The sequence below is a fragment of the Streptomyces sp. WM6378 genome (assembly GCF_001279695.1).
Lineage (GTDB): Bacteria > Actinomycetota > Actinomycetes > Streptomycetales > Streptomycetaceae > Streptomyces.
On sequence record NZ_LGDD01000144.1, the window covers coordinates 1 to 20,120 of the forward strand.

Here is a 20,120-nt window from a genome sequence, read left to right on the forward strand (position 1 = left end):
CAGGGGGGACCCTGTGGGAGAGTAGGACGCCGCCGAACAAATTGTGGGGAAAGCCCCGCACCAGACCGTAGGAATACGGTCACGGTGCGGGGCTTTTTCACGTTTCAGGGGCCGTTTACGGCCTGCATCCAAGGCCAGCACCTGAGTCCTGAACGCAAATCCCCTAAGCCGGCTGCAACAGATCCCAGCGATTTCCGTAGAGGTCCTCGAACACCGCCACCGAACCGTACGGCTCGTGCCGCGGCTCCTCCAGGAAGCGGACGCCGGCCGCCAGCATGCGGGCATGGTCGCCCGCGAAGTCCTCGGTGTGGAGGAAGAATCCGACCCGGCCGCCGGTCTGTGCGCCCACGCTCGCCAACTGGGTGTCGTCCTTCGCCCGGGCCAGGAGCAGCGAGACCGCACCAGCCGTTGTGCCTGGCGGGCGGACGACCACCCAGCGCGAGCCGTCCCCGCGGTCGGTGTCCTCGGCCAGTTCGAATCCCAGGGCCCGGGTGTAGAACTCGATGGCCTCGTCGTAGTCGCGTACGACGAGCGTGATCAGTGCAATGTGCGGCATACCACCCAGGCTATACGCACCGAGGTTATACGTACTACGTGACTCCGGAGAGGACGGTGGAACAATGCGCAGTATGGATCTCGACCTTGACGGGCTCGTGCGCCGCGCGCGCAGCCTCGTCGTTCCCGGACGTCGCCGCATTCTGGGCATCGCGGGGCCGCCCGGTGCCGGAAAGTCCACGCTGGCCGGGAAGTTGGTGAGGCGCCTCGACGGGCAGGCCGTGCTCGTGCCCATGGACGGGTTCCATCTCGCCAACGGGGAGCTGCGCCGGCTCGGACGTGCCGAACGCAAGGGTGCGCCCGACACCTTCGACGCTGCCGGATATGCCGCGCTGCTTGGCAGGCTGCGCTCGCCCGATCCCGGCACGGTCGTATACGCGCCGGACTTCGACCGGTCGTTGGAGGAGGCGTTGGCCGGGAGCATTCCCGTCGCACCTCAGGTGCCGCTCGTCGTGACCGAGGGCAACTACCTGCTTCATGACGAGGGGGCCTGGGCGCAGGTCAGGGATCTCGTGGACGAGATCTGGTATCTCCATGTCGACAACGGGGAGCGGGTGCGCAGACTGGTCGAGCGGCATGTGCGGCACGGCAAGCCCCGACCGTACGCCGAGCGGTGGGTCGAGGAGTCCGACGAGGTCAACGCACGTCTCGTGGCCGCCGGCCGCGCGCGGGCGGATCTTGTCATCACGGGTGCGCACACTGGGTAGGCTCGCAGCTCTGGCGACCGTGCAAGGGGAAGGCAGCAGACGTGGGGATATTCCGACGAGGGCCCAGGCGGGACGCGAGCGACGTTCCGAGGGACCCCGAGTTCGGCTTCTTCTCGAACGGCGAGGGCGCCCGGTTCCGTGCGGTGGTCAGGGAAGCGTTCGCCGAGCTGGGCCTGGAGGTCACGGTCTACGCGGACATGGTGAAGGACAGTGGCGGGCGCCAGTTCGGCCTGGGCAATCTCGCCGCCGTCTGCCACAACGAGCCGCGAGGCCCGCGCGTGTGGCCGGAATTGATCCGTAAGCACGTCGGAATGGTGCTGCGCACCATGGACGCGCCTTCCGCGCTTGAAACCCTGCCGCCCGAACAGATCCGGGCCCAGCTGTATCCCCGGGTGATCAGCGGCGACGGACTCGACCCGCAGAGCTTCGGCTATGCGCGCAGTGTGGCGCCGGGCCTCTACGAGATCCTCGCTCTCGACCTCCCCGAGAGCGTCATGATGCTCACCGACGAGGCTCTCGAACCCCTCGGCAAGGTCCCTGACCTGCGCGAACAAGCCCTGCGTAATCTGCGCGAACTGCCCGTCGAGGGACACGAGACGGTCAAGGGCGACGACGGGATGCGCTTTGACATCGTCGTCGGCGACTCCTTCTACACGGCGAGCCGGGTGCTCGCCCTGGAGGCCGTCGTGCGCCAGGTCACCGGCCGAGAGGTCCCTCCGGAGGGCGCGCTCGTGGCGATGCCTTTCCGCCACCAGCTCGCCTTCCACGTCATCCGCGATTCCGGCATGGTCCTCGCCCTCAACGCCATGGCCTCGTTCGCGGCCTCGGGGTACGAGGACACTCCGGGGTCGATCAGCCCGTACGTCTATTGGTGGCGCGGCGGCACGCTCACCCAGCTCAGCGACCGGGACGGCGAGGGGCTGCGCATCGTCGTCGGCGAGGACTTCGGTGAGCTTCTTGAGCGGCTTGTCGACGACGAGACGGATGGGTTCTGAAGTGTTGCGCAGCCTTTGAAGGAGGCGCGGCGAACGGGGGCTTCATCCCACTCGCGCGCCAACGGGCGTCCGGGGAGGATGTGGCCATGCCTACGAAGCCTGCCCCCGCGCCCTTCACCGCCGACGACTACCGGGCCCGGATGGCCCGCGCCGCCCAGTCCGCCGCCGACGCCGGACTGGCCGGCGTGCTCGTCGCGCCCGGCCCCGACCTCGTGTACCTCACCGGCTACCAGCCGACCGCGATCACCGAGCGGCTCACCGTCCTTGTGCTCGCGGCCGGTCAGGACCCCGTCCTGGTCGTGCCGACCCTGGAGGCACCCGACGCCGAACACGCCGCGGGAGCCGCCGCGCTGACCCTGCGGGACTGGACCGACGGCAAGGACCCGTACGCCGTGACGGCCCCGCTCCTCGACGTCGACGGGCGCTTCGGAGTCAGTGACAACGCCTGGGCGATGCACCTGCTCGGGCTGCAGAAGGAACTGCCCGGCACCTCGTACGTCGCGCTGACCGAGGCGCTGCCCATGCTGCGGGCCGTCAAGGACGAGCACGAGCTGGCCCGCCTGGAGGCGGCGGGCGCGGCGGCGGACGAGGCGTACGGCGAGATCGTGAAGGTACGTTTCGCGGGCCGGAAGGAGACTGAGGTCGCCGCCGATCTCGCCGCCCTCCTGATGAAGTACGGCCATTCACAAGTGGACTTCACCGTCGTGGGCTCCGGGCCCAACGGCGCCAACCCGCACCACGAGGCCGGCGACCGCACCATCGAACAGGGCGACATGGTCGTCCTCGACTTCGGCGGGCTCAAGTACGGCTACGGCTCCGACACCACCCGTACCGTCCACGTCGGCGAACCCGGCGCCGCCGAGCAGCGCGTCCACGACGTGGTGCGCGAGGCCCAGCAGGCCGGTTTCGAGGCGGTCAGGCCCGGCGCCGCCTGCCAGGACGTCGACCGAGCGGCGCGCGCCGTGATCGCGGACGCCGGATACGGCGAGTACTTCATCCACCGCACCGGCCACGGCATCGGCGTGACCACCCACGAGCCGCCGTACATGATCGAGGGCGAGGAGCTGCCGCTCGTGCCCGGGATGTGTTTCTCCATCGAGCCGGGCATCTATCTGCCCGGCCGGTTCGGGGTCCGCATCGAGGACATCGTCACCGTTACGGATGACGGCGGCCGGCGTTTGAACAACACCGACCGCGCCATGGCGATCGTCGAGTAACCGCCCTCAGTAGTACAGGCATTGAGTGGCGCGGGTCTCAGCTGCCGAGGACCGCACACGATTCGGGCGGCATCAGCAGCAGGCCGTCCGGGCCCGGCGCCCCGACCGGCTCCCAGGCCGCGAGGACCCGGCCGCCGCCACCGAGCTTGATCCTGACGGCCTCCTCGGAGAGGTTGACCACCACCCGCAGATCGCCGCGCCGGTACGTCAGCCAACGCGCCTCCTCGTCGTACGCCACCTTGACGGCCGCGAGGTCGGGGTCCGTCAGGTCGGCCCGGTCGCGGCGCAGCGCGATGAGTTCGCGGTACCAGGCAAGGAGCCTGGCGTGCGGTTCGCCCGTGGGTTCCGTCCAGTCCAGGCAGGAGCGCCGGCGCGTCGCCGGGTCCTGCGGGTCGGGGATGTCCTCGGCGGACCAGCCGTGGGACGTGAACTCCCGCCGCCTGCCCTCCCGTACGGCCCGGGCGAGCGCGGGGTCGGTGTGGTCGGTGAAGAACTGCCAGGGGGTGCGGGCGCCCCACTCCTCGCCCATGAAGAGCATCGGCGGGTACGGGCTCGTCAGCGTCAGCGTCGCAGCGCAGGCCAGCAGGCCGGGGGACAGGGTGGCCGAGAGACGGTCGCCCTGGGCCCGGTTGCCGATCTGGTCGTGGGTCTGCGCGTAGCCCAGGAAGCGGTGGGCGGGGGTGTGGGCGCGGTCGACGGGCCGCCCGTGGACGCGGCCGCGGAAGCTCGAATACGTACCGTCGTGGAAGAACACACGGGTCAGGGTCTTGGCGAGCGCGGAGAGCGGGGCGCGCGCGAAGTCGGCGTAGTAGCCCTGGGATTCGCCCGTGAGGGCGGTGTGCAGAGCGTGGTGGAAGTCGTCGTTCCACTGGGCGTGCAGGCCGAGGCCGCCCTCGCCGCGCGGCGCGGTGGTGCGCGGATCGCAGGTGTCGGACTCGGCGACGAGGAAGAGCGGCCGGCCCAGTTCGGCGGCGAGCACGTCGACGGCCGTCGAGAGCTCTTCGAGGAAGGTGAACGCGCGGGTGTCGGCCAGCGTGTGCACCGCGTCCAGGCGCAGCCCGTCGAGGCGGTAGTCGCGCAGCCACGCCAGCGCGCTCTCCAGGAGGAAGGCGCGTACCTCGTCGGAGCCGGCGGCATCCAGGTTGACGGCCGAGCCCCAGGGCGTGTGATGGGTGTCCGTGAAGTACGGGCCGAAGGCGGGCAGGTAGTTGCCGGACGGGCCCAGGTGGTTGTGCACGACGTCCAGGACGACGCCGAGACCATGGGCGTGTGCCGCGTCGACAAACCTCTTCAGGGCCTCGGGTCCGCCATAGGGCTCGTGCACCGCCCAGAGGGAGACGCCCTCGTACCCCCAGCCGTGCCGGCCCGGGAACGGGCACACCGGCATCAGCTCGATGTGCGTGATCCCCAACTCGGCCAGGTGAGGCAGCTGTTGGACGGCCGCGTCAAGGGTCCCTTCGGCGGTGAAGGTGCCGATGTGCAGCTCGTACAGGACGGCCCGCTGGAGCGGGCGCCCCTCCCAGGGATGCTGCCAGCCGAAGGTTTCGTGGACGACGACCGCGCTGAGGCGGTCAGGGCCGTCAGGTTGTCGGCGCGATCGCGGGTCGGGCAGCACCGGGCCGTCGTCCAGCACGTATCCGTAGCGGTCGCCAGGGTGTCCCTCGGCCTCGGCCAGCCACCAGCCCGCGCGCACGGGATGGCGGTTCATGGGGTGGGTCACGTCCTCCAGGAGGAGAGCGGCCCGGTCGGCGTTCGGCGCCCACACTTCGAACAGCACGGGTGTGTCCCCCTGTCGTAGCCGGTTGCGACCATGGTGCGACAGACGAGGCGGACACGCCCGCAATTCGTGACTACTTCCAGATCATGTTGATCGCGCGCTCGAAGACGACGTAGCCCGCACGGGCGAACGCGTTCGCCATGGGGACGTTGGGCAGGTCCGTGGAGGCGCGGATCCGGGGCACGTCCTGTTCGGCCAGGACGCGTGTCCCCTCGGAGAGGATGTCGTCGATGTAGCCGTGGCCGCGGTGGGCGGGCAGCACCCCGATGTAGGCGATGATCGGGTTGTAGCTGTTGCGGGCCGGGATCACGAATCCGACGGGCTCGCCGCCGTCCTTGAGCTCGGCGATCCGCCACCACTCGCGCGGCGTCCTGAAAGTCTCGAACTCTTCCTCGTACATGAGCTCCGCGGACTCGCGCGGGGCCATGGTGAGCAGTTCCTCGCGGGTGTGCTCGTCGAGCGAGCCCTCCACGACGAGCGTCATCAGGGAGACGAGCTCCTCGCGGTCGGTGGCGGGACGGAACGTCAGCCGCGTGGAGGCCGCGGGAAGCGGCGTGCCGGGCCGCCACTCCAGGCGCAGCCGCTCGACGAGCGGGGTCGCACCGGAGGCGGCCATGATGTTCAGCCGGGTCTCGACGACCTCGCGGGCGGCGGGGTCCTCGCGCCAGTCGCCAGGCACGAAGCGGCCGTACTCGGGGCGCTCGGCATCCGCGGGCACCACCTCGGCGGTCGCGGTCTCAAGGAGGCGCAGGCCGATCTCGTGCCGCTCGGCCGCGGGCAGGGCGTCGTCGACGTCGAAGAAGTCGAGGCTCTGCGGCGCATCGCCGTTCTTCGGGGCCCACCACGCGATGCGCGCCAGTACGCGGTCGTCGCGCAGGGCCACCCACATCCAGGCCGGGATGCGGCGGCCGGTGGCCAGATCGTCCTGGAGTTCGTGGTCCAGGACGTAGGAAAGCTGCTGGAAGAGCCCGAGTTCCTCGGGCCCGGCGAGCGGACGCAGGGTTATGTCCGACGCGGAAATCTGCAAGAGGGTCCCCTCAGAGGTTTGACGAGTCGGCAGACCCTAACAGGGCACGAGGGCCGCCCGACAAGGGAATTCGAGGGCTGCCCGACAAGGGAATGCGGCGACCGATGCCTCTGCGTCCCAGGTCAGAGCTGGGGCGGTGATGAACCGCGAGCCCCCTTGGGAGGGCGACCGTCTGCTGGACACTCATGGCCTTGTGGAAGGACAATCGCTGATGTGACGCCCTCCTTCGAATTCCAGACCTCCTCGGCGCCCGCGCGGCTCTCCGACGCGGAGCGCGACCGGGTGCTGGAGGTGCTGCGCGAGGGCGCCGCCGAGGGCAAGCTGTCGCACGACACCTTCCTGCGCCGGATGGAACTGGCCCTGGCCGCCCGCCGCTCCGACGAACTGGTCGCCCTCACCGCCGACTTGGACAGCGGCGGCAACCGCTGGTCGAAGGCGGTGTTCGGCGCGGTCAGCAGGGTCTCCGAGTTCTCCGTCTCGCTGCGCAGGGCCTGGCAGACCGAGCGGCTGCCCAAGCTTCTCTTCCCGGTGCCCGGGCCGTATCCGCTGCGGATCGGCCGCGACCCTTCCAACGGGCTCCGCCTGAGCCACGAGACGGTGTCGCGCGTGCACGCCGAGCTCGTCTTCCAGTCCGGGATGTGGCAGCTGCGCGACCTCGGCTCCACCAACGGGACCTGTGTCAACGGGCGCCGGGTGACGGGGGCGGTCGCCGTGGCCGACGGGGACCAGGTCAGCTTCGGCCGGATGGCCTTCCGACTCGCCACCCACTGAGCCCTGCTGTCCTCTTGCACCCCCCTTTGGCCTGGGCGAATACCGCTCGCAAAGGGCGTTGTCAGTGGGATGGTTCATCATGGCGCCGACCGACCTCGGCCGTCGCCGGGGCGGCACCGGGGTCGCCCTGCTCGCGGCGCGCAGCGCGGACCAGGCCGTGCTCACCGGCCGGGCGCTCGCCTTGCCCATGGCCAACCTCCAAGACAGTCCTGAGCAGTTGGAGCTGGTGAAGGGGGTTCAGGCGCTGATCGGTCAGGCCTGGGACGAATCGCTTCGGCGTAATCCTCCCGTCCATGTGGTGCTGCGCCGGGCCGTCCGTGACCTGGCGATATCTGGCGGCACCGTCCCGGCCGGGGCCGCCGTCGCGCTGCTCGTCGGGGCCGCCAACCGGGACCCCGACCGGTTCCGCGACCCCGACCGCTTCGACTTGCACCGCACCGCCACCGGCGGGCTCGCGCTCGGACCCGCCGACTGCCCGGCCGCCCGGGTCGCCGAGTTCCAGGCGGAGTGCGCGGTGAACGCCCTGCTCACCGCCATGCCCGGGCTGCGAAGGGCCGACGCCTTCACCCTGGCCGAGAGCGGACTGCTCACCCGGCCCCCTCGCCGCCTTCTCGTACGGCCCGCCTGAGCAGGGCGACCGGGAACGGTGCGAACAGCTCGTCCAGCGCCACCGCCCCGCTGAACTGCCTCCCCGGGCTGAGGACATCGGCCCATCGGCCCTGCGGAAGCCGCAGCTCCGTCCCCGCCCAGCCGCCCGCCTCGGCGAGCCGCAGCGAGAGCCGGGTCACCGCCGTCACCACCTCGCCCGAGCGGCAGAACGCCACGCAGTGACCGGCGCGCGGGCCGTGCGCGGCCAGCTCCCCGTGGGTCCCGGATTCGCCGAATATTTCGGGGAGTTCGCGCCGCAGCCGCAACGCCGCCAGGGTCACCCAGAGCTTGTCGCCGGGGTCGGCCAGAGCGGCCCGGTCGAACCGGACCGGGCGTCGGTTGTCCGGGTCCACCAGCGCCGCGTACTCGGCCTCCGTCCCCTGGTAGAGATCCGGCACCCCCGGCATCGTCAGATGCAGCAGCGCGGCCCCGAGGCTGTTGGCCCGCCCTGCGGCCTCGACCTCCTGTGTGAACTCCCGTACCGCTGAAGCGAGTTGACCACCAGGCCCGGCCTCGACGAAGTCGCTCACCGCCTTCTCGTAGCCCGGGTCCTGTTCCGTCCAGCCCGTGTGCAGACCGGCCTCCCGCACCGCCTTGAGCAGCGCCGCCGCCAGCCGGTCCGGCTCCGGCAGCCCGCCGAGCCCGACCGAGGTCTGCCACGCCACCCAGGCGAGATGCGGATCGGGCGCCCGCACCCCGGCGACCCGGTCGAGCAGCGCCGCCCACCGCCGCGGACATTCGGAAAGCACCGCGATACGGGACCGCACCTCCGCGCTGCGCTTGGTGTCGTGCGTGGACAGGACGGTGCCGGTGCTCGGCCAGTCGCGGGCGAGCCGGGCGCAGAACGCGTGGAACTCGTCCGGCTCCACCGAAGGCCGCCCCGGATCCCCGCCCACCTCGTTCACCGAGAGCAGCGGCGTGTACCGGTAGAAGGCCGTGTCCTCGACGGACTTGGCGTGGAGCGCCGACGACGTCTGCGCGAAGCGCGTACGGAACCGGTCCCGCTCCGGGCTGTCGCCGAGCCGGCCGAGGGCCAGGTCCCGCACCAGGTCCACCGCGGCGGACTCCTCCGCGACCGGGAAGGCCGCCTTCGCCTCCAGGGCCGCCGAGGCGGGAAGCACCAGCTCCGCCCCGAACCGGTAGGGCCGGTAGACCGGGACGCGGACAAGGAGCTCCCGCAGGGCGAGCCGCAGCGCCCACGGGGCGTGATCGCGCAGCTCGGGGCCGCCCGTCGAGCAGATCCGCTGCGCCAGGCGCACCAGATACTCGGTCTCGGCCACCAGCTCATGGGTCAGCACCCGGTACGCCGCGCGGCGTACCGTCGGCCCCCAGCGCCCGCCCCGGTCACCGCTCACGCCGGTGAACTCTCCATATATGGAAAGGAGTTGATCCACACCTGCCGGATCGGTGAACAGGCCGTCGATGTGGCGCAGCGCGTCGTATCCGGTCGTCCCGGCGACCGCCCACCCCGCCGGCAGCCGCTCGTCGCCGGTGAGGATCTTCTCGACGACCGTCCAGCGGCCGTCCGTCGCCTCGTTCAACCGGCGCAGATAGGCCTCGGGGTCCGCAAGACCGTCCGGGTGGTCGACCCGCAGCCCGTCCACCACGCCGTCGTGGACCAGCTCCAGGATCTTGGCGTGCGTCGCGTCGAAGACGCTCTCGTCCTCCACCCGGAGGCCGATCAGCTCCGCGATCGTGAAGAAGCGTCGATAGTTGAGCTCGGTCCTGGCAAGCCGCCACCAGCCGAGCCGATAGAACTGCGCGTCGAGCAGCTCCGGCAGAGGCAGGCCCGCCGTGCCCGCACGCAGCGGGAAGCACTCCTCGCCGTAGCGCAGTACGCCGCCGTCCACCGTCAGGCGGTCCAGCTCTGCGCCCAGCGGGCCGGCGAGCACCGGCAGCAGGACCCGGCCGTCGCCCGCCGCCCAGTCGATGTCGAACCACGAGGCGTACGGCGACGAGGGGCCGGCGCACAGCACGTCCCACAGCTGCCGGTTGTGGCGCGCGGCCGCCGACATGTGGTTCGGCACGATGTCGAGGATCAGGCCTAGCCCCAACTCTCCTGCTCTTGCGCCCAGTTGGCGCAGTCCGGACTCGCCGCCCAGTTCCTCGCGTACCTTCGCGTGGTCGGTGACGTCGTATCCGTGCGTCGAGCCGGGCACGGCTTCGAGGACCGGTGACAGATGGAGATGCGAGACTCCGAGCTCCGCCAGGTAGGGCAGCGCCTCCTCGGCGGCGGCGAACGGGAAGCCGGGCTGGAGCTGGAGCCGGTAAGTCGCGATGGGCGGCGTCATATGAACGTACGTACCCCGGCGGGCGGCTTCTGTGCCTTCGGCCCATGCGTATGCCCCGGTCGGCCGCGTTAGCTTCGCCTGATGGCCGGATCCGCTCAGACTTACCGCAAGGTGCTCGCCCTGACGGGGCCCGTACTGCCGGTGATCTCCTTCCTCGGGCGGCTGCCGACCGCCATGTGCCAGCTGGGCAGCGTCCTGCTGGTCGCCGAGACCAGCGGCAGCCTGGCGACCGCCGGGCTCGCCGGAGGCGCGCTGGCCGCCGGGCAGACCGTCGCGGGCCCGCTCCTGGGGCGCGCCGCCGACCGGTACGGACAGCGCGTCGTGGTGCTCGCGGCGGCGCTCGCCAATGCCGCCGCCGTGACCGGCCTGGTGCTTGCCGCGCTCTCTCACCTCGCGACCGGCTGGCTGGCCCTGCTCGGCGCCCTGGCCGGGGCGAGCGTCCCGCAGGTCGGGCCGCTCGCCCGGAGCCGGACCGTGGCCCTCGCGCACCGGGCCGGCGCCGACGAGCGGACCGTGGCCGGCGCGCTCTCCTTCGAAGGCACCCTGGACGAGATCTCGTTCGTCCTCGGCCCGGCCTTCGTGGGCCTGGCCGCCGCCCTCGCCCATCCGGCCGCCGCACTGCTGACGGCCGCGGCTCTGCTCGCCGTCTGCGGCACGGCCTTCGCGCTGCACCCGACGGCACGTCAGGTGACCGCCGCACGGCGCACCGGGGCCGCCCGCACCCGGCTGCCCGGCGCGGTGTACGCGCTGCGCGCCACGATGGCCCTCCAGGGCGCCATGTTCGGCGCCTCGCAGGCGGGCATCACGGCTCTGACCGAGCAGCTCGGCCGGCCTTCGCAGACCGGGCTCGTGTACGCGGCCATGGGTGTGATGAGCGCGGCCGCCGGGCTCGCCATGGTGGCCGTGCCGGAGCGGCTCGCGCTGCCGGTCCGGTGGCGGATCGCCACCGCGGCGCTGGTCGTGCTCTCCGTACCGCTGCTCTTCGTCGACACACTGGTCGGCCTGTACGCCACGGTGATCGTCCTCGGGGTGGCGTACGCGCCCCATCTGATCACCGTGTTCGGGCTGACCGAGCGCCTGGTGCCCAGGGACCGGCTCGCCGAGTCGATGGCGTTCTTGACCAGCGGCGTCGTCGGCGGCCAGGCGCTCGCGCTGGCGCTTTCGGGACGGCTCGCGCAGGACCACGGGGCGGTCGCCGCGTTCGCCGTGATGGTGGTGGCCGGGGCGCTCTGCGCGGTGTGCTCGTGGTCCGTGCGCGGGCTCGGCGGACGGCGGGCGCAGCCAGCCACCGCGGATGCCGTCACCGGCGTCGCGGCGGCCCCGAGGAGTCCGGTCGACAGCTGAGTCGACAGTTGCCCGGACAGTGGTCGCGTTCATGGTCCCCACTGTGCCGGAGCCCACTGACAATCGAACTCCGGCGCAGGTCAGGGCTGTTGAGATGCCTGGGCGGGCGCTCTACGCGGGCCGCCGCAGCACGGTCATGCTCCGGCCGATGAGCCCGACCCGCTCGCCCGCCGACACCTTCGGACCCTCGCCCGGCGGCACCCCCTCGGGCCGCGCGGTGTCCACGACCACCTGCCACTGCCGGCCGTGATTGACCGGCACGACGAAGTCGATCGCCTCCGCGCTGGCGTTGAACATCAGCAGGAACGAATCGTCGCCGATCCGCTCGCCCCGCGGTCCCGGCTCCGAGATCGCGTTGCCGTTGAGGAAGACCGACAGGGCCATCGCGCTCGCCGACTGCCAGTCCCGGTCGGCCATTTCCTCGCCCTCGGGGGTGAACCAGGCGATGTCGGAGAGCTCGTCGTGCGTGCCCTGCACCGGGCGGCCGTGGAAGAAGCGCCTGCGCCGGAAGACCGGGTGGTCCCGGCGCAGCCCCACCATGGCCCGGGTGAACGCGAGGAGCGTGCCGTCCGGGTCGTCGCCGGGGTCCGGCCAGTGCACCCAGGACAGCTCGTTGTCCTGGCAGTACGCGTTGTTGTTGCCGCCCTGGCTGCGGGCGAACTCGTCGCCGTGGCTGAGCATCGGCACGCCCTGGGACAGCATCAGGGTGGCGATGAAGTTCCGCATCTGGCGGGCGCGCAGCTCGTTGACCTCGTCGTCGTCGGTGGAGCCCTCCGCGCCGCAGTTCCAGGACCGGTTGTGGCTCTCGCCGTCCCGGTTGCCCTCGCCGTTGGCGTCGTTGTGCTTGTCGTTGTAGGAGACGAGGTCGTTGAGGGTGAAGCCGTCGTGGCAGGTGTGGAAGTTGATGGAGGCCAGCGGCCGCCTTCCGTCGTCCTGGTACAGGTCCGACGAGCCGGTCAGCCGCCCGGCGAATTCGGCCAGGGTCCGCGGTTCGCCGCGCCACAAGTCCCGTACCGTGTCGCGGTACTTGCCGTTCCACTCCGTCCACAGCGGGGGGAAGTTGCCGACCTGGTAGCCGCCCTCGCCCACGTCCCACGGCTCGGCGATCAGCTTGACCTGGCTGACCACCGGGTCCTGCTGGACCAGGTCGAAGAAGGACGAGAGCCGGTCCACCTCGTGGAACTGGCGGGCCAGCGTCGCGGCGAGGTCGAAGCGGAAGCCGTCCACATGCATCTCGGTCACCCAGTAGCGCAGCGAATCCATGATCAGCTGCAGGACGTGCGGCGACCGCATGAGGAGGCTGTTGCCGGTCCCTGTGGTGTCCTCGTAATAACGGAGGTCGTCGGCGAGCCTGTAGTACTGCGTGTTGTCCAGGCCCCGGAAGGACAGGGTCGGACCCAGGTGGTTGCCCTCCGCCGTGTGGTTGTAGACGACGTCGAGGATGACCTCGATGCCCGCCTCGTGCAGCGCCCGCACGGCCTGCTTGAACTCCAGGACCTGCTGGCCGCGGTCGCCCCACGAGGCGTACGCGTTGTGCGGGGCGAAGAAGCCGATGGTGTTGTAGCCCCAGTAGTTCGACATCCCGGCGTCCGCGAGCCGGTGGTCGTTGACGAACTGGTGCACCGGCATCAACTCAAGGGCGGTCACGCCCAGTTGGGTGAGGTGCTCGATGACGGCCGGATGCGCGAGCGCCGCGTAGGTGCCGCGCTGGTCCGGAGGCAGCTCCGGATGCAGCATGGTGAGGCCCTTGACATGAGCCTCGTAGAACACGGTGTGGTGGTACTCGGTGCGGGGCGGCCGGTCGTCGCCCCAGTCGAAGAACGGATTGACCACCACCGAGGCCATCGTGTGCGGCGCCGAATCCAGGTCGTTGCGGCTGTCGGGGCGCCCGAAGTGGTAGCCGTAGACCGCCTCGTTCCACTCCACGTGCCCGCTTATGGCGCGCGCGTACGGGTCGAGCAGCAGCTTCGCCGAATTGCAGCGATGCCCCTTCTGCGGCTCGTACGGTCCGTGCACCCGGAAGCCGTACCGCTGGCCCGGCAGCACGCCGGGCAGATAGGCGTGGCGTACGAACGCGTCGGACTCGCGCAGCTCGACGGCCGTCTCCGAGCCGTCGTCGTGCAGCAGACACAACTCGATCCGACTGGCGGCCTCGGAGAAGACCGCGAAATTGGTCCCGGCGCCGTCGTACGTGGCACCGAGTGGGTAAGCCTGTCCCGGCCATACCTGCATGGGCAAGACTCTTCCACTTCCGCTCGGGGTGCTGAGGGGCTGTTCGGCCAGATCCTCCCCGAAAAGACGACGGTCACCCAGGACGTCCGCGTGCGCCAATGGGTGACCCGGCTCGGGGCGACGCGGCGCAAGCGCTATGAATCCGCTCACCCCGACAGATAGTGCCCAGCAGAACAGGCCGTATCCTCGGCCCAGTTGGGAAACTCGACTCGCCATCGGGCTGCAGCGCCTCCTGCTCCCGGAGTACCCTTCCTTGATCGTTGAAGGGCGTACAGGGCGGGCCGGACCCGCTGGGGTTGCCGGGGGGCGGAAGGCGGTGCGTGGGTGAGCTCGGGAGGTCTTGAGCTGCCCCCTGGTGACACGGGTCATGAGGGGGAGTCCGGCGACATCCCGCCCGGAGCGGTCTCCCTCGCACGTCCGATGGAGATCGGGGCGGAGCTGGACTGGGGCGCGGACGCCTGGAGCGAGGTGCGTACGCGCGCGCAGCGGGCCGGGCGCGCCTATATCTGGCTGAACCTGGTGGAGCAGCGGCTGCGTGCCGTGGTGGCGGCCGTGCTGCGGCCGATCTACGAGCCGGTCCACGGCGACGACTGGGTGGTCGCCGCGGCAGGCCCCGCGGGCCAGGAGTGGGTGCAGCGGGCCGTCGCGGTGCGCGAGGTCTCGCGCCGCAAGGGCTATCTGCTCGATCCCGCCGACGACAACGTGCTCAGCTTCCTCACCCTCCCGCAGCTGCGGGAGCTGATGGTGCAGCACTGGCCCTGCTTCGAGCCCTACGTGGACGACCGGCGCGATGTCGAACTCGCCCTGGACGAGCTGGAAGTGGCCCGCAACGTCGTCTCGCGCAACCGGGCGCTGAACGAGGCCGTGCTCGCCCAGGCGGAGCGGGCCTCGGCGCGGCTCCTGGACGTGCTCGGCGGCGCCGGCGGAGCGCCGGGCGCGCACCGCCTGCCCATCGACGCGGTGGAGGACCTGGTCGGTGACCGGTACGCGGATGTCGTCTCCGTCCACTCCGACCGGGTGCGCCTGCAACGCCAGCTGCCCGCCGAGGACCTCTTCGGCGGGGCCCGCCGCCTGGACGCGATAGGCATCGGCCTCAACCTCCTGGTGCAGAACTACTCGGGCCGGCGCCTGGTGCGGCTCGCCGAGTCGGGCTGCCGCGTCCGGCTGCTCTTCCTCAACCCGGCGAGCAGCGCGGTCAAGCGCCGCGAGCGTGAACTCGGTCTGAAGAAGGGCGAGTTGAGCCGCTCGGTGGAGATGAACATCCTGCACATGCGGCGGGTGCGGGCCCGGCTGCGCGACCCGGGGGCCTTCGAGATCCAGGTCTTCGACGAGACGCCGCGCTTCACCGCCTACCTGGTGGACGGCGACGGCGCGGACGGCGTCGCGGTCGTCCAGTCCTACCTGCGCCGCGCGCGGGGGATGGAAGCACCGGTGCTCGTCCTGCGCGGCGGTGGGCGGCGGGGCGTGGTGCGGCCCGGGCAGGACGTGGAGCACGGGCTCTTCGAGACGTACCGCGAGGAGTTCGAGTCGGTCTGGGTTGATTCCCGCCCTGTGTCCTGAATTGTGGTGAGCTTTCCCGGGTGGATTCCGGCCGTCCGGCCGATTGTCAGTGTCGCGTGCGAGGGTGGTCGTCAACTGGGGGAAAGCACCACGAAGGAGGGGCAGCATGAGCTGGCACCTGGAGCCGCTGGTCGGCTTCGACCTGGAGACGACCGGCACCGAGCCGCGCGAGGCGCGCATCGTGACGGCCGCGATCGTCGAACTGCGGGGCGCCGACGTGGTGGGGCAGCACAGCTGGCTGGCGGATCCGGGGATACGGATCCCGGCACAGGCGTCCGCGGTCCACGGGATCAGCAGCGAGCGGGCCACGGCCGAGGGCCGGCCCGCCGCCGAGGTGGCCGACGAGATCGCCGAGGCCCTGGCCGGCCACTGGCGCCGGGGGGTGCCCGTGATCGCCTACAACGCGGCCTTCGACCTGACGCTGCTCGCCGCCGAACTGCGCCGCCACCAACTGCCCTCGCTCAGCGACCGGCTGGACGGCGCCGCCATAGGGCCCGTCGTCGATCCGTATACGATCGACCGCTCCGTGGACCGCTACCGCAAGGGGAAGCGCACCCTCGAAGCGGTGTGCGTCGAGTACGGAGTGGTCCTGGAGGCGGCGCACGACGCGGGGGCGGATGCGCTGGCGGCGGCCCGGGTGGCCGTGGCGATAGCCGAGCGCCACCCTCAGGTGGCGCGGCTCGACCTCGCGGAACTGCATGACCGTCAGATCCGCTGGTACGCGGAGTGGGCGGCCGACTTCCAGCAGTTCCTGCGCAAGAAGGGCACGGCGGACGCGGTGATCGACGGCTCCTGGCCGCTGCGCGAACTGGCCGCTCCTGCCCGAGGTTGAGGCCGGGCGGTCAGAACGGGTACCAGCGGACTTCGGGGTCGCCGTCGCGCAGCGAGGCGACGCGGCGGCGGAACTCGTCGAGCGCCTTGGGGTTGGTCGGGGCGTGCTGGGCGACCCAGGCGCAGCTGGCCGTCTCGCGGGCACCGCGCAGGACCGCGCAGCCGTCCCAAGCGCGCACGTCCCAGCCGTAGGCGGTGACGAACGCGTCGTACTGCTCGGCGGGCAGCCCGTACCGGTCGCGGGACAGAGCCATGACCACCAGGTCGTGCTCACGGAAGTCGGCGGAGAAGGTCTCCAGGTCGACCAGGACCGGCCCTTCGGGGCCGATGTAGACATTGCGGGGGAGGGCGTCGCCGTGGATGGGACCGATCGGCAGATGTGGAGTGAGCGACGCGGCCGCTTCCGCGAAGCCGTCCCGGCGGGCCCGCAGATATGCGGCGTCGGCCGGGTCGATCGCGTCGCCGGCCAGGCGTAGCCAGCGCTCGACCCCGCCGAGGAGTTCACGGCGGGGCAGCGGGAAGGCGGGCACCTCCAGGGCGTGGACGCGGCGCAGGAGATCGGCCAGATCGGTGGGGCCCGCGGGGCGTTCGGCCGGGGGCAGCCGGTGCCACACGGTCACCGGGTGGCCCTCGACCAGCCTCGGCTTCGGCTCGACGGCCCGCACCGCGGGCACCCCGGTCTCGGCGAGCCAGGTCGCGACGGCCACTTCGCGCTCGGCGCGCTCAAGGAGCTCCGGGTGGTCGGTGGCATCGCGGCCGACCTTGACGACCAGGCCGTCCGGCAAGGCGTGTGCGGCGCCGGGCAGAGCGAAGACCGCGTTCTCGCCCAGGGCGAGGAGCTCGGCCTCGGCAACTCCGGCAAGCCCGCCGGGGTCGCTCAGTGCCGCTCCGGCAAGGAGTTCGCGTGCCCGTGCCTCGTCCATGATCGTCTCCCGGTGATCGTTTCCTACCGGCCAAGTCTCGCACTCACGTAGGTCGTCTTGACGAACGGACGGACCGTCAGCACGATGACGGAGGCTGTTCGGCATTACTGGACAAAGGGGTCGAAACGGTGACATCGACGACCGTCAGCGCACGGTCAGCCACCCGAAAGCCGACGAACAGACGCAGGAGCGCGGACGCAGGCGCGGGCGGGGCCTGGTTCCTGGTGCTCCCGGCACTCATCCCCATTCTGGTGCTCAGCGTGGGCCCGCTGCTCTATGGCATCGCGCTGGCTTTCACCGACGCCCAGTCGGGCCGCACCGCCGCCACCCAGTGGGTCGGGCTGCTCAACTTCCGGGACCTGGCGCACGACGGCTTGTTCTGGGAGTCGTTCAGGATCGGGCTGCTGTGGGCGGTCGGCGTCACCGTGCCCCAGTTCCTGCTCGCCCTCGGGCTCGCGCTGCTCCTCAACCAGAAACTCCGGCTGCGCTGGCTGGCCCGGGCGCTCGCGATCATCCCCTGGGCCATGCCGGAGGTCGTGGTCGGCATCATGTGGCGCCTCGTCTACCAGCCCGACGCGGGCATCCTCAACGAAACCGTCCGCAACCTGGGGCTCGGGGACGGCCGGGACTGGCTGACCGGCCTCGCCACCGCCCTGCCCGCCGTGATCGTCGTCGGCGTCTGGGCGGGCATGCCGCAGACGACGGTCGCCCTCCTCGCCGGGCTGCAGAACACCCCGAGGGAACTGCACCAGGCCGCCGCCATCGACGGGGCCGGCGCCTGGCGCCGCTTCACCACCGTCACCTGGCCCGCCCTGAAACCGGTGGCCCTCGCGATCACGGCGCTCAACTTCATCTGGAATTTCAATTCGTTCGCTCTGGTCTACGTGCTGACCAACGGCGGGCCGGGCGGGCGCACCCGGCTTCCGATGCTCTTCGCCTACGAAGAGGCCTTCCGCTACGGCCAGTTCGGGTACGCGGCGGCCATGGGCTGCGTGATGGTCGCCGTGATCGCCGTCTGCCTCGCCTTCTTCCTGGTGGGCCGTCTCAGGGAAGGGGACGGCAAGTGACCGCGCGCACAAGGAGGTTGGGGCGCGCAGGACAGTACCTGGCGCTGCTCGCCTATCTCGTCTTCCTGGCCTTCCCGTTCCTGTGGCTGATCTCGACCGCCTTCAAACCAGCGCGCGAGCTGGGCTCGCTCCACCCCACCTGGATTCCCCGGCACCCCACGCTCGCCAACTTCCGCCAGGCCTTCGACGAACACCCCCTGCTCCACGCCGGGCTGAACAGCCTGATCGCGGCCCTCTCCGCCTCCCTCATCGCGGTGGTGATCGCGACGCCGATGGCGTACGTCATGGCCCGCCACCGGGGCCGGCTCGCGGCCGCCGCCACGGGCTGGGTGGTGATCAGCCAGGCGTTCCCGTTCGTCCTGCTGATCATTCCGCTGTTCCTGGTCCTCAAGAACCTGCACGCGATCAACTCGGTGGGCGGTCTGGTCATGGTCTACGTGGTCTGGTCGCTGCCGTTCGCGCTCTGGATGCTGAACGGCTACGTACGCGCCGTGCCAACCGAGTTGGAGGAGGCCGCCGCCGTCGACGGTGCGGGGCGGCCGCGCATCCTCGTCTCGGTCACCGCGCCCCTGCTCGCCCCCGGGATCGTGGCCACCGGGCTCTTCGCCTTCATCACGGCGTGGAACGAATTCTTCTTCGCACTCGTTCTGCTGAAGACCCCCGAGAAACAGACCCTGCCCGTCGTCCTCACCCACTTCCTCGGCGCGGAGGGAGTCGCCGACCTCGGCCCGCTCGCGGCGGCCGCCTTCCTCGCCACCCTGCCCTCCCTGGTGATCTTCGCGATCATTCAGAAGCGGATCACCGGCGGCATGGTCACCGGGGCGGTGAAGGGCTGATGCGGGCTCGTGAACAGGCCGGATTCGTGCGGCTGTTGATGCTGGCCGCCATGCTGGCCCTGCTGGCGCCGCTGCTCGCCGGGTGCTCGGACGGCGGCTCGGGAAGCGGCGGAGTCATCAGGCTCCGCTTCCAGTCCCTGGCCTGGCAGAAGGAGTCCGTGGATGCGACGAAGGGCCTGGTCAAGGAGTGGAACGCGACACATAAAGGCATTCAGGTCCAGTACGTGCAGGGCAGTTGGGACACGGTCCACGACCAGCTGCTCACCGCGTTCGAAGGCGGCGAGGCGCCCGATGTGATCCACGACACCTCGGACGACCTGGCCGACTTCGCGTACGGCGGCTACCTGGCGGACCTGGGCGGTCTGCTCCCGCGGCGGCTCAAGGACGACATCCCGGCGCAGAGCTGGGAGACGGCCACCTTCGACCAGGGGGTGTACGGGGTGCCGTTCCTCCAGGAGCCGAGGGTCCTCATCGCCAACACGAAGATCCTCAAGTCCTCGGGGGTTCGGATTCCCACACCCGAACAGCCCTGGAGCTGGGCCGAATTCAGACAGGTGACGGAGAAGCTGAGCGGCGACGGAAGATTCGGTGTGGCCTGGCCGCTCAAGGAGCCCGTCTCGGTCACCCTCAACCTGGGGCTCTCCGAGGGCGGCCGGCTCTTCGCGCGAGGCGCCGACGGCAAGGCGAAGGTGGAGTTCACGGCCGGCGACGCGGTCGTCCCCGACACCATTCACGACCAGGTCAACAGTGACAAGAGCGCGGCGCGCAGCACCCTCGGCATGGGTGGTTCGGACACCCTGCCCGGGTTCTTCGGCGGCAAGTACGCGATGGTGCCGCTCGGGTTCTCCTACCGCCAGCAGATCGTGCAGCAGGCCCCGCCCGGCTTCGAGTGGACGGTACTTCCGGCCCCGGCGGGCAGTGCGGGCCTGGACCAGGGCGTCAGCCCGCAGACCTTGTCGGTCGCCCAGGACGGCCCGCACAAGAAGGAGGCCGCCCAGTTCATCGACTTCATGCTGAGCCCGGCGAACATGGTGCGCCTCGCCAAGGGCGACTGGATGTTGCCGACGGGAACCGAGGCGCTCAAGGATCCGGCCCTGCACACCGCCAAGGACGGCTGGGCGACCGGCGCGGCCCTCGCCCCGTATCTGCGCCCGGCTCCCGCGCAGTCCGTGCGGGGCTACCCGGAATGGAAGGACAAGGTGGCCACGCCTGCCCTGCAGGAGTACTACAGCGGGGCGATCGACGCGGCCGAGCTGAAGAAACGCCTGGTCCAGGACGGGAACCGGGTGCTGGCGCGGTATCAGCGGTGAGTTCTGAAAGGGGATCCCTGCGGGTTGCC

Annotated in this window: 17 protein-coding genes; 11 read left to right on the forward strand and 6 right to left on the reverse strand. The window is 70.9% G+C overall.

The features are described from left to right. Positions 1–163: 163 nt before the first annotated feature. Positions 164–556: a VOC family protein gene (locus ADK54_RS14330; RefSeq protein ID WP_053726005.1), complete on the reverse strand. Its 393-nt coding sequence runs from the start codon at positions 554–556 to the stop codon at positions 164–166. Positions 557–620: 64 nt separating this feature from the next. On the opposite strand from ADK54_RS14330, the gene ADK54_RS14335 reads away from it, so the two are divergent. The 3 genes from ADK54_RS14335 (at position 621) to ADK54_RS14345 (ending at position 3,474) form a co-directional block, all read left to right on the forward strand. Next, entirely contained in the window at positions 621–1,262 is a 642-nt protein-coding gene (locus tag ADK54_RS14335; protein WP_199826962.1) for a nucleoside/nucleotide kinase family protein, read from the forward strand. 41 nt (positions 1,263–1,303) lie between these two features. Then, the gene (locus ADK54_RS14340) at positions 1,304–2,257 is read left to right on the forward strand and encodes a hypothetical protein (RefSeq protein WP_053726007.1); all 954 of its coding nucleotides are present in this window, start codon (positions 1,304–1,306) and stop codon (positions 2,255–2,257) included. Positions 2,258–2,343: 86 nt separating this feature from the next. After that, the gene (locus ADK54_RS14345; RefSeq protein ID WP_053726008.1) at positions 2,344–3,474 is read left to right on the forward strand and encodes an aminopeptidase P family protein; all 1,131 of its coding nucleotides are present in this window, start codon (positions 2,344–2,346) and stop codon (positions 3,472–3,474) included. 37 nt (positions 3,475–3,511) lie between these two features. On the opposite strand, the gene treZ is transcribed toward ADK54_RS14345, so the two are convergent. Both treZ and ADK54_RS14355 read right to left on the reverse strand, forming a co-directional pair. Beyond that, the gene (gene treZ / locus ADK54_RS14350) at positions 3,512–5,251 is read right to left on the reverse strand and encodes a malto-oligosyltrehalose trehalohydrolase (RefSeq protein WP_053726009.1); all 1,740 of its coding nucleotides are present in this window, start codon (positions 5,249–5,251) and stop codon (positions 3,512–3,514) included. Between the two features lie 73 nt (positions 5,252–5,324). Continuing rightward, on the reverse strand, positions 5,325–6,278 hold the full coding sequence (locus tag ADK54_RS14355; RefSeq protein WP_053726010.1) for a GNAT family N-acetyltransferase: 954 nt from the start codon (positions 6,276–6,278) through the stop codon (positions 5,325–5,327). A gap of 213 nt (positions 6,279–6,491) precedes the next feature. On the opposite strand from ADK54_RS14355, the gene ADK54_RS14360 reads away from it, so the two are divergent. Then, positions 6,492–7,049, forward strand: coding sequence for a DUF1707 and FHA domain-containing protein (locus ADK54_RS14360; RefSeq protein ID WP_053726011.1), 558 nt, complete (start codon positions 6,492–6,494; stop codon positions 7,047–7,049). A gap of 79 nt (positions 7,050–7,128) precedes the next feature. Next, positions 7,129–7,677, forward strand: a complete 549-nt coding sequence (locus ADK54_RS14365) for a cytochrome P450 (RefSeq protein WP_159047762.1) — start codon at positions 7,129–7,131, stop codon at positions 7,675–7,677. Here ADK54_RS14365 and treY read toward each other — a convergent pair. Further along, positions 7,637–9,988, reverse strand: coding sequence for a malto-oligosyltrehalose synthase (treY, locus tag ADK54_RS14370; protein ID WP_053726013.1), 2,352 nt, complete (start codon positions 9,986–9,988; stop codon positions 7,637–7,639). The two genes, ADK54_RS14365 and treY, sit on opposite strands and share 41 nt — an antisense overlap. 81 nt (positions 9,989–10,069) lie before the next feature. Between treY and ADK54_RS14375 the strand changes: the two genes are divergently transcribed. Then, positions 10,070–11,332, forward strand: a complete 1,263-nt coding sequence (locus tag ADK54_RS14375) for an MFS transporter (RefSeq protein WP_053726014.1) — start codon at positions 10,070–10,072, stop codon at positions 11,330–11,332. A gap of 111 nt (positions 11,333–11,443) precedes the next feature. Here the strand turns inward: ADK54_RS14375 and glgX are convergent, their stop codons facing one another. Next, positions 11,444–13,564 (reverse strand): glycogen debranching protein GlgX, encoded by a 2,121-nt coding sequence (gene glgX, locus ADK54_RS14380; protein WP_053726015.1) that lies wholly within the window; start codon positions 13,562–13,564, stop codon positions 11,444–11,446. Positions 13,565–13,888: 324 nt separating this feature from the next. Between glgX and ADK54_RS14385 the strand changes: the two genes are divergently transcribed. Then, positions 13,889–15,124, forward strand: a complete 1,236-nt coding sequence (locus ADK54_RS14385) for an SAV2148 family HEPN domain-containing protein (RefSeq protein ID WP_063801980.1) — start codon at positions 13,889–13,891, stop codon at positions 15,122–15,124. A gap of 106 nt (positions 15,125–15,230) precedes the next feature. Further along, complete coding sequence (locus ADK54_RS14390; RefSeq protein ID WP_053726017.1) at positions 15,231–15,956, forward strand: 3'-5' exonuclease; 726 nt, start codon at positions 15,231–15,233, stop codon at positions 15,954–15,956. A gap of 10 nt (positions 15,957–15,966) precedes the next feature. Here ADK54_RS14390 and ADK54_RS14395 read toward each other — a convergent pair whose 3' ends face one another. After that, entirely contained in the window at positions 15,967–16,878 is a 912-nt protein-coding gene (locus ADK54_RS14395) for a phosphotransferase enzyme family protein (RefSeq protein WP_053726018.1), read from the reverse strand. Between the two features lie 128 nt (positions 16,879–17,006). Between ADK54_RS14395 and ADK54_RS14400 the strand changes: the two genes are divergently transcribed. From ADK54_RS14400 to ADK54_RS14410, 3 genes are read left to right on the forward strand one after another with little or no spacing between them, the layout of a single operon-like run. Next, positions 17,007–17,945, forward strand: a complete 939-nt coding sequence (locus tag ADK54_RS14400; RefSeq protein WP_053726019.1) for a carbohydrate ABC transporter permease — start codon at positions 17,007–17,009, stop codon at positions 17,943–17,945. After that, complete coding sequence (locus ADK54_RS14405) at positions 17,942–18,781, forward strand: carbohydrate ABC transporter permease (RefSeq protein WP_053726020.1); 840 nt, start codon at positions 17,942–17,944, stop codon at positions 18,779–18,781. Before ADK54_RS14400 ends, ADK54_RS14405 begins: the two co-directional genes overlap by 4 nt. Before the next feature lie 38 nt (positions 18,782–18,819). Next, positions 18,820–20,091, forward strand: coding sequence for an ABC transporter substrate-binding protein (locus ADK54_RS14410; protein WP_107090532.1), 1,272 nt, complete (start codon positions 18,820–18,822; stop codon positions 20,089–20,091). Positions 20,092–20,120 lie beyond the last annotated feature (29 nt).

Coding starts and splice junctions, on each gene's coding strand:
- ADK54_RS14365 (WP_159047762.1), top strand. CDS start 7,129: ATGGCGCCGACCGACCTCGGCCGTCGCCGGGGCGGCACCGGGGTCGCC.
- ADK54_RS14410 (WP_107090532.1), top strand. CDS start 18,820: ATGCTGGCCGCCATGCTGGCCCTGCTGGCGCCGCTGCTCGCCGGGTGC.
- glgX (WP_053726015.1), bottom strand. CDS start 13,564: ATGCAGGTATGGCCGGGACAGGCTTACCCACTCGGTGCCACGTACGAC.
- ADK54_RS14390 (WP_053726017.1), top strand. CDS start 15,231: ATGAGCTGGCACCTGGAGCCGCTGGTCGGCTTCGACCTGGAGACGACC.
- ADK54_RS14375 (WP_053726014.1), top strand. CDS start 10,070: ATGGCCGGATCCGCTCAGACTTACCGCAAGGTGCTCGCCCTGACGGGG.
- ADK54_RS14335 (WP_199826962.1), top strand. CDS start 621: ATGCGCAGTATGGATCTCGACCTTGACGGGCTCGTGCGCCGCGCGCGC.
- treY (WP_053726013.1), bottom strand. CDS start 9,988: ATGACGCCGCCCATCGCGACTTACCGGCTCCAGCTCCAGCCCGGCTTC.
- ADK54_RS14330 (WP_053726005.1), bottom strand. CDS start 556: ATGCCGCACATTGCACTGATCACGCTCGTCGTACGCGACTACGACGAG.
- ADK54_RS14345 (WP_053726008.1), top strand. CDS start 2,344: ATGCCTACGAAGCCTGCCCCCGCGCCCTTCACCGCCGACGACTACCGG.
- ADK54_RS14395 (WP_053726018.1), bottom strand. CDS start 16,878: ATGGACGAGGCACGGGCACGCGAACTCCTTGCCGGAGCGGCACTGAGC.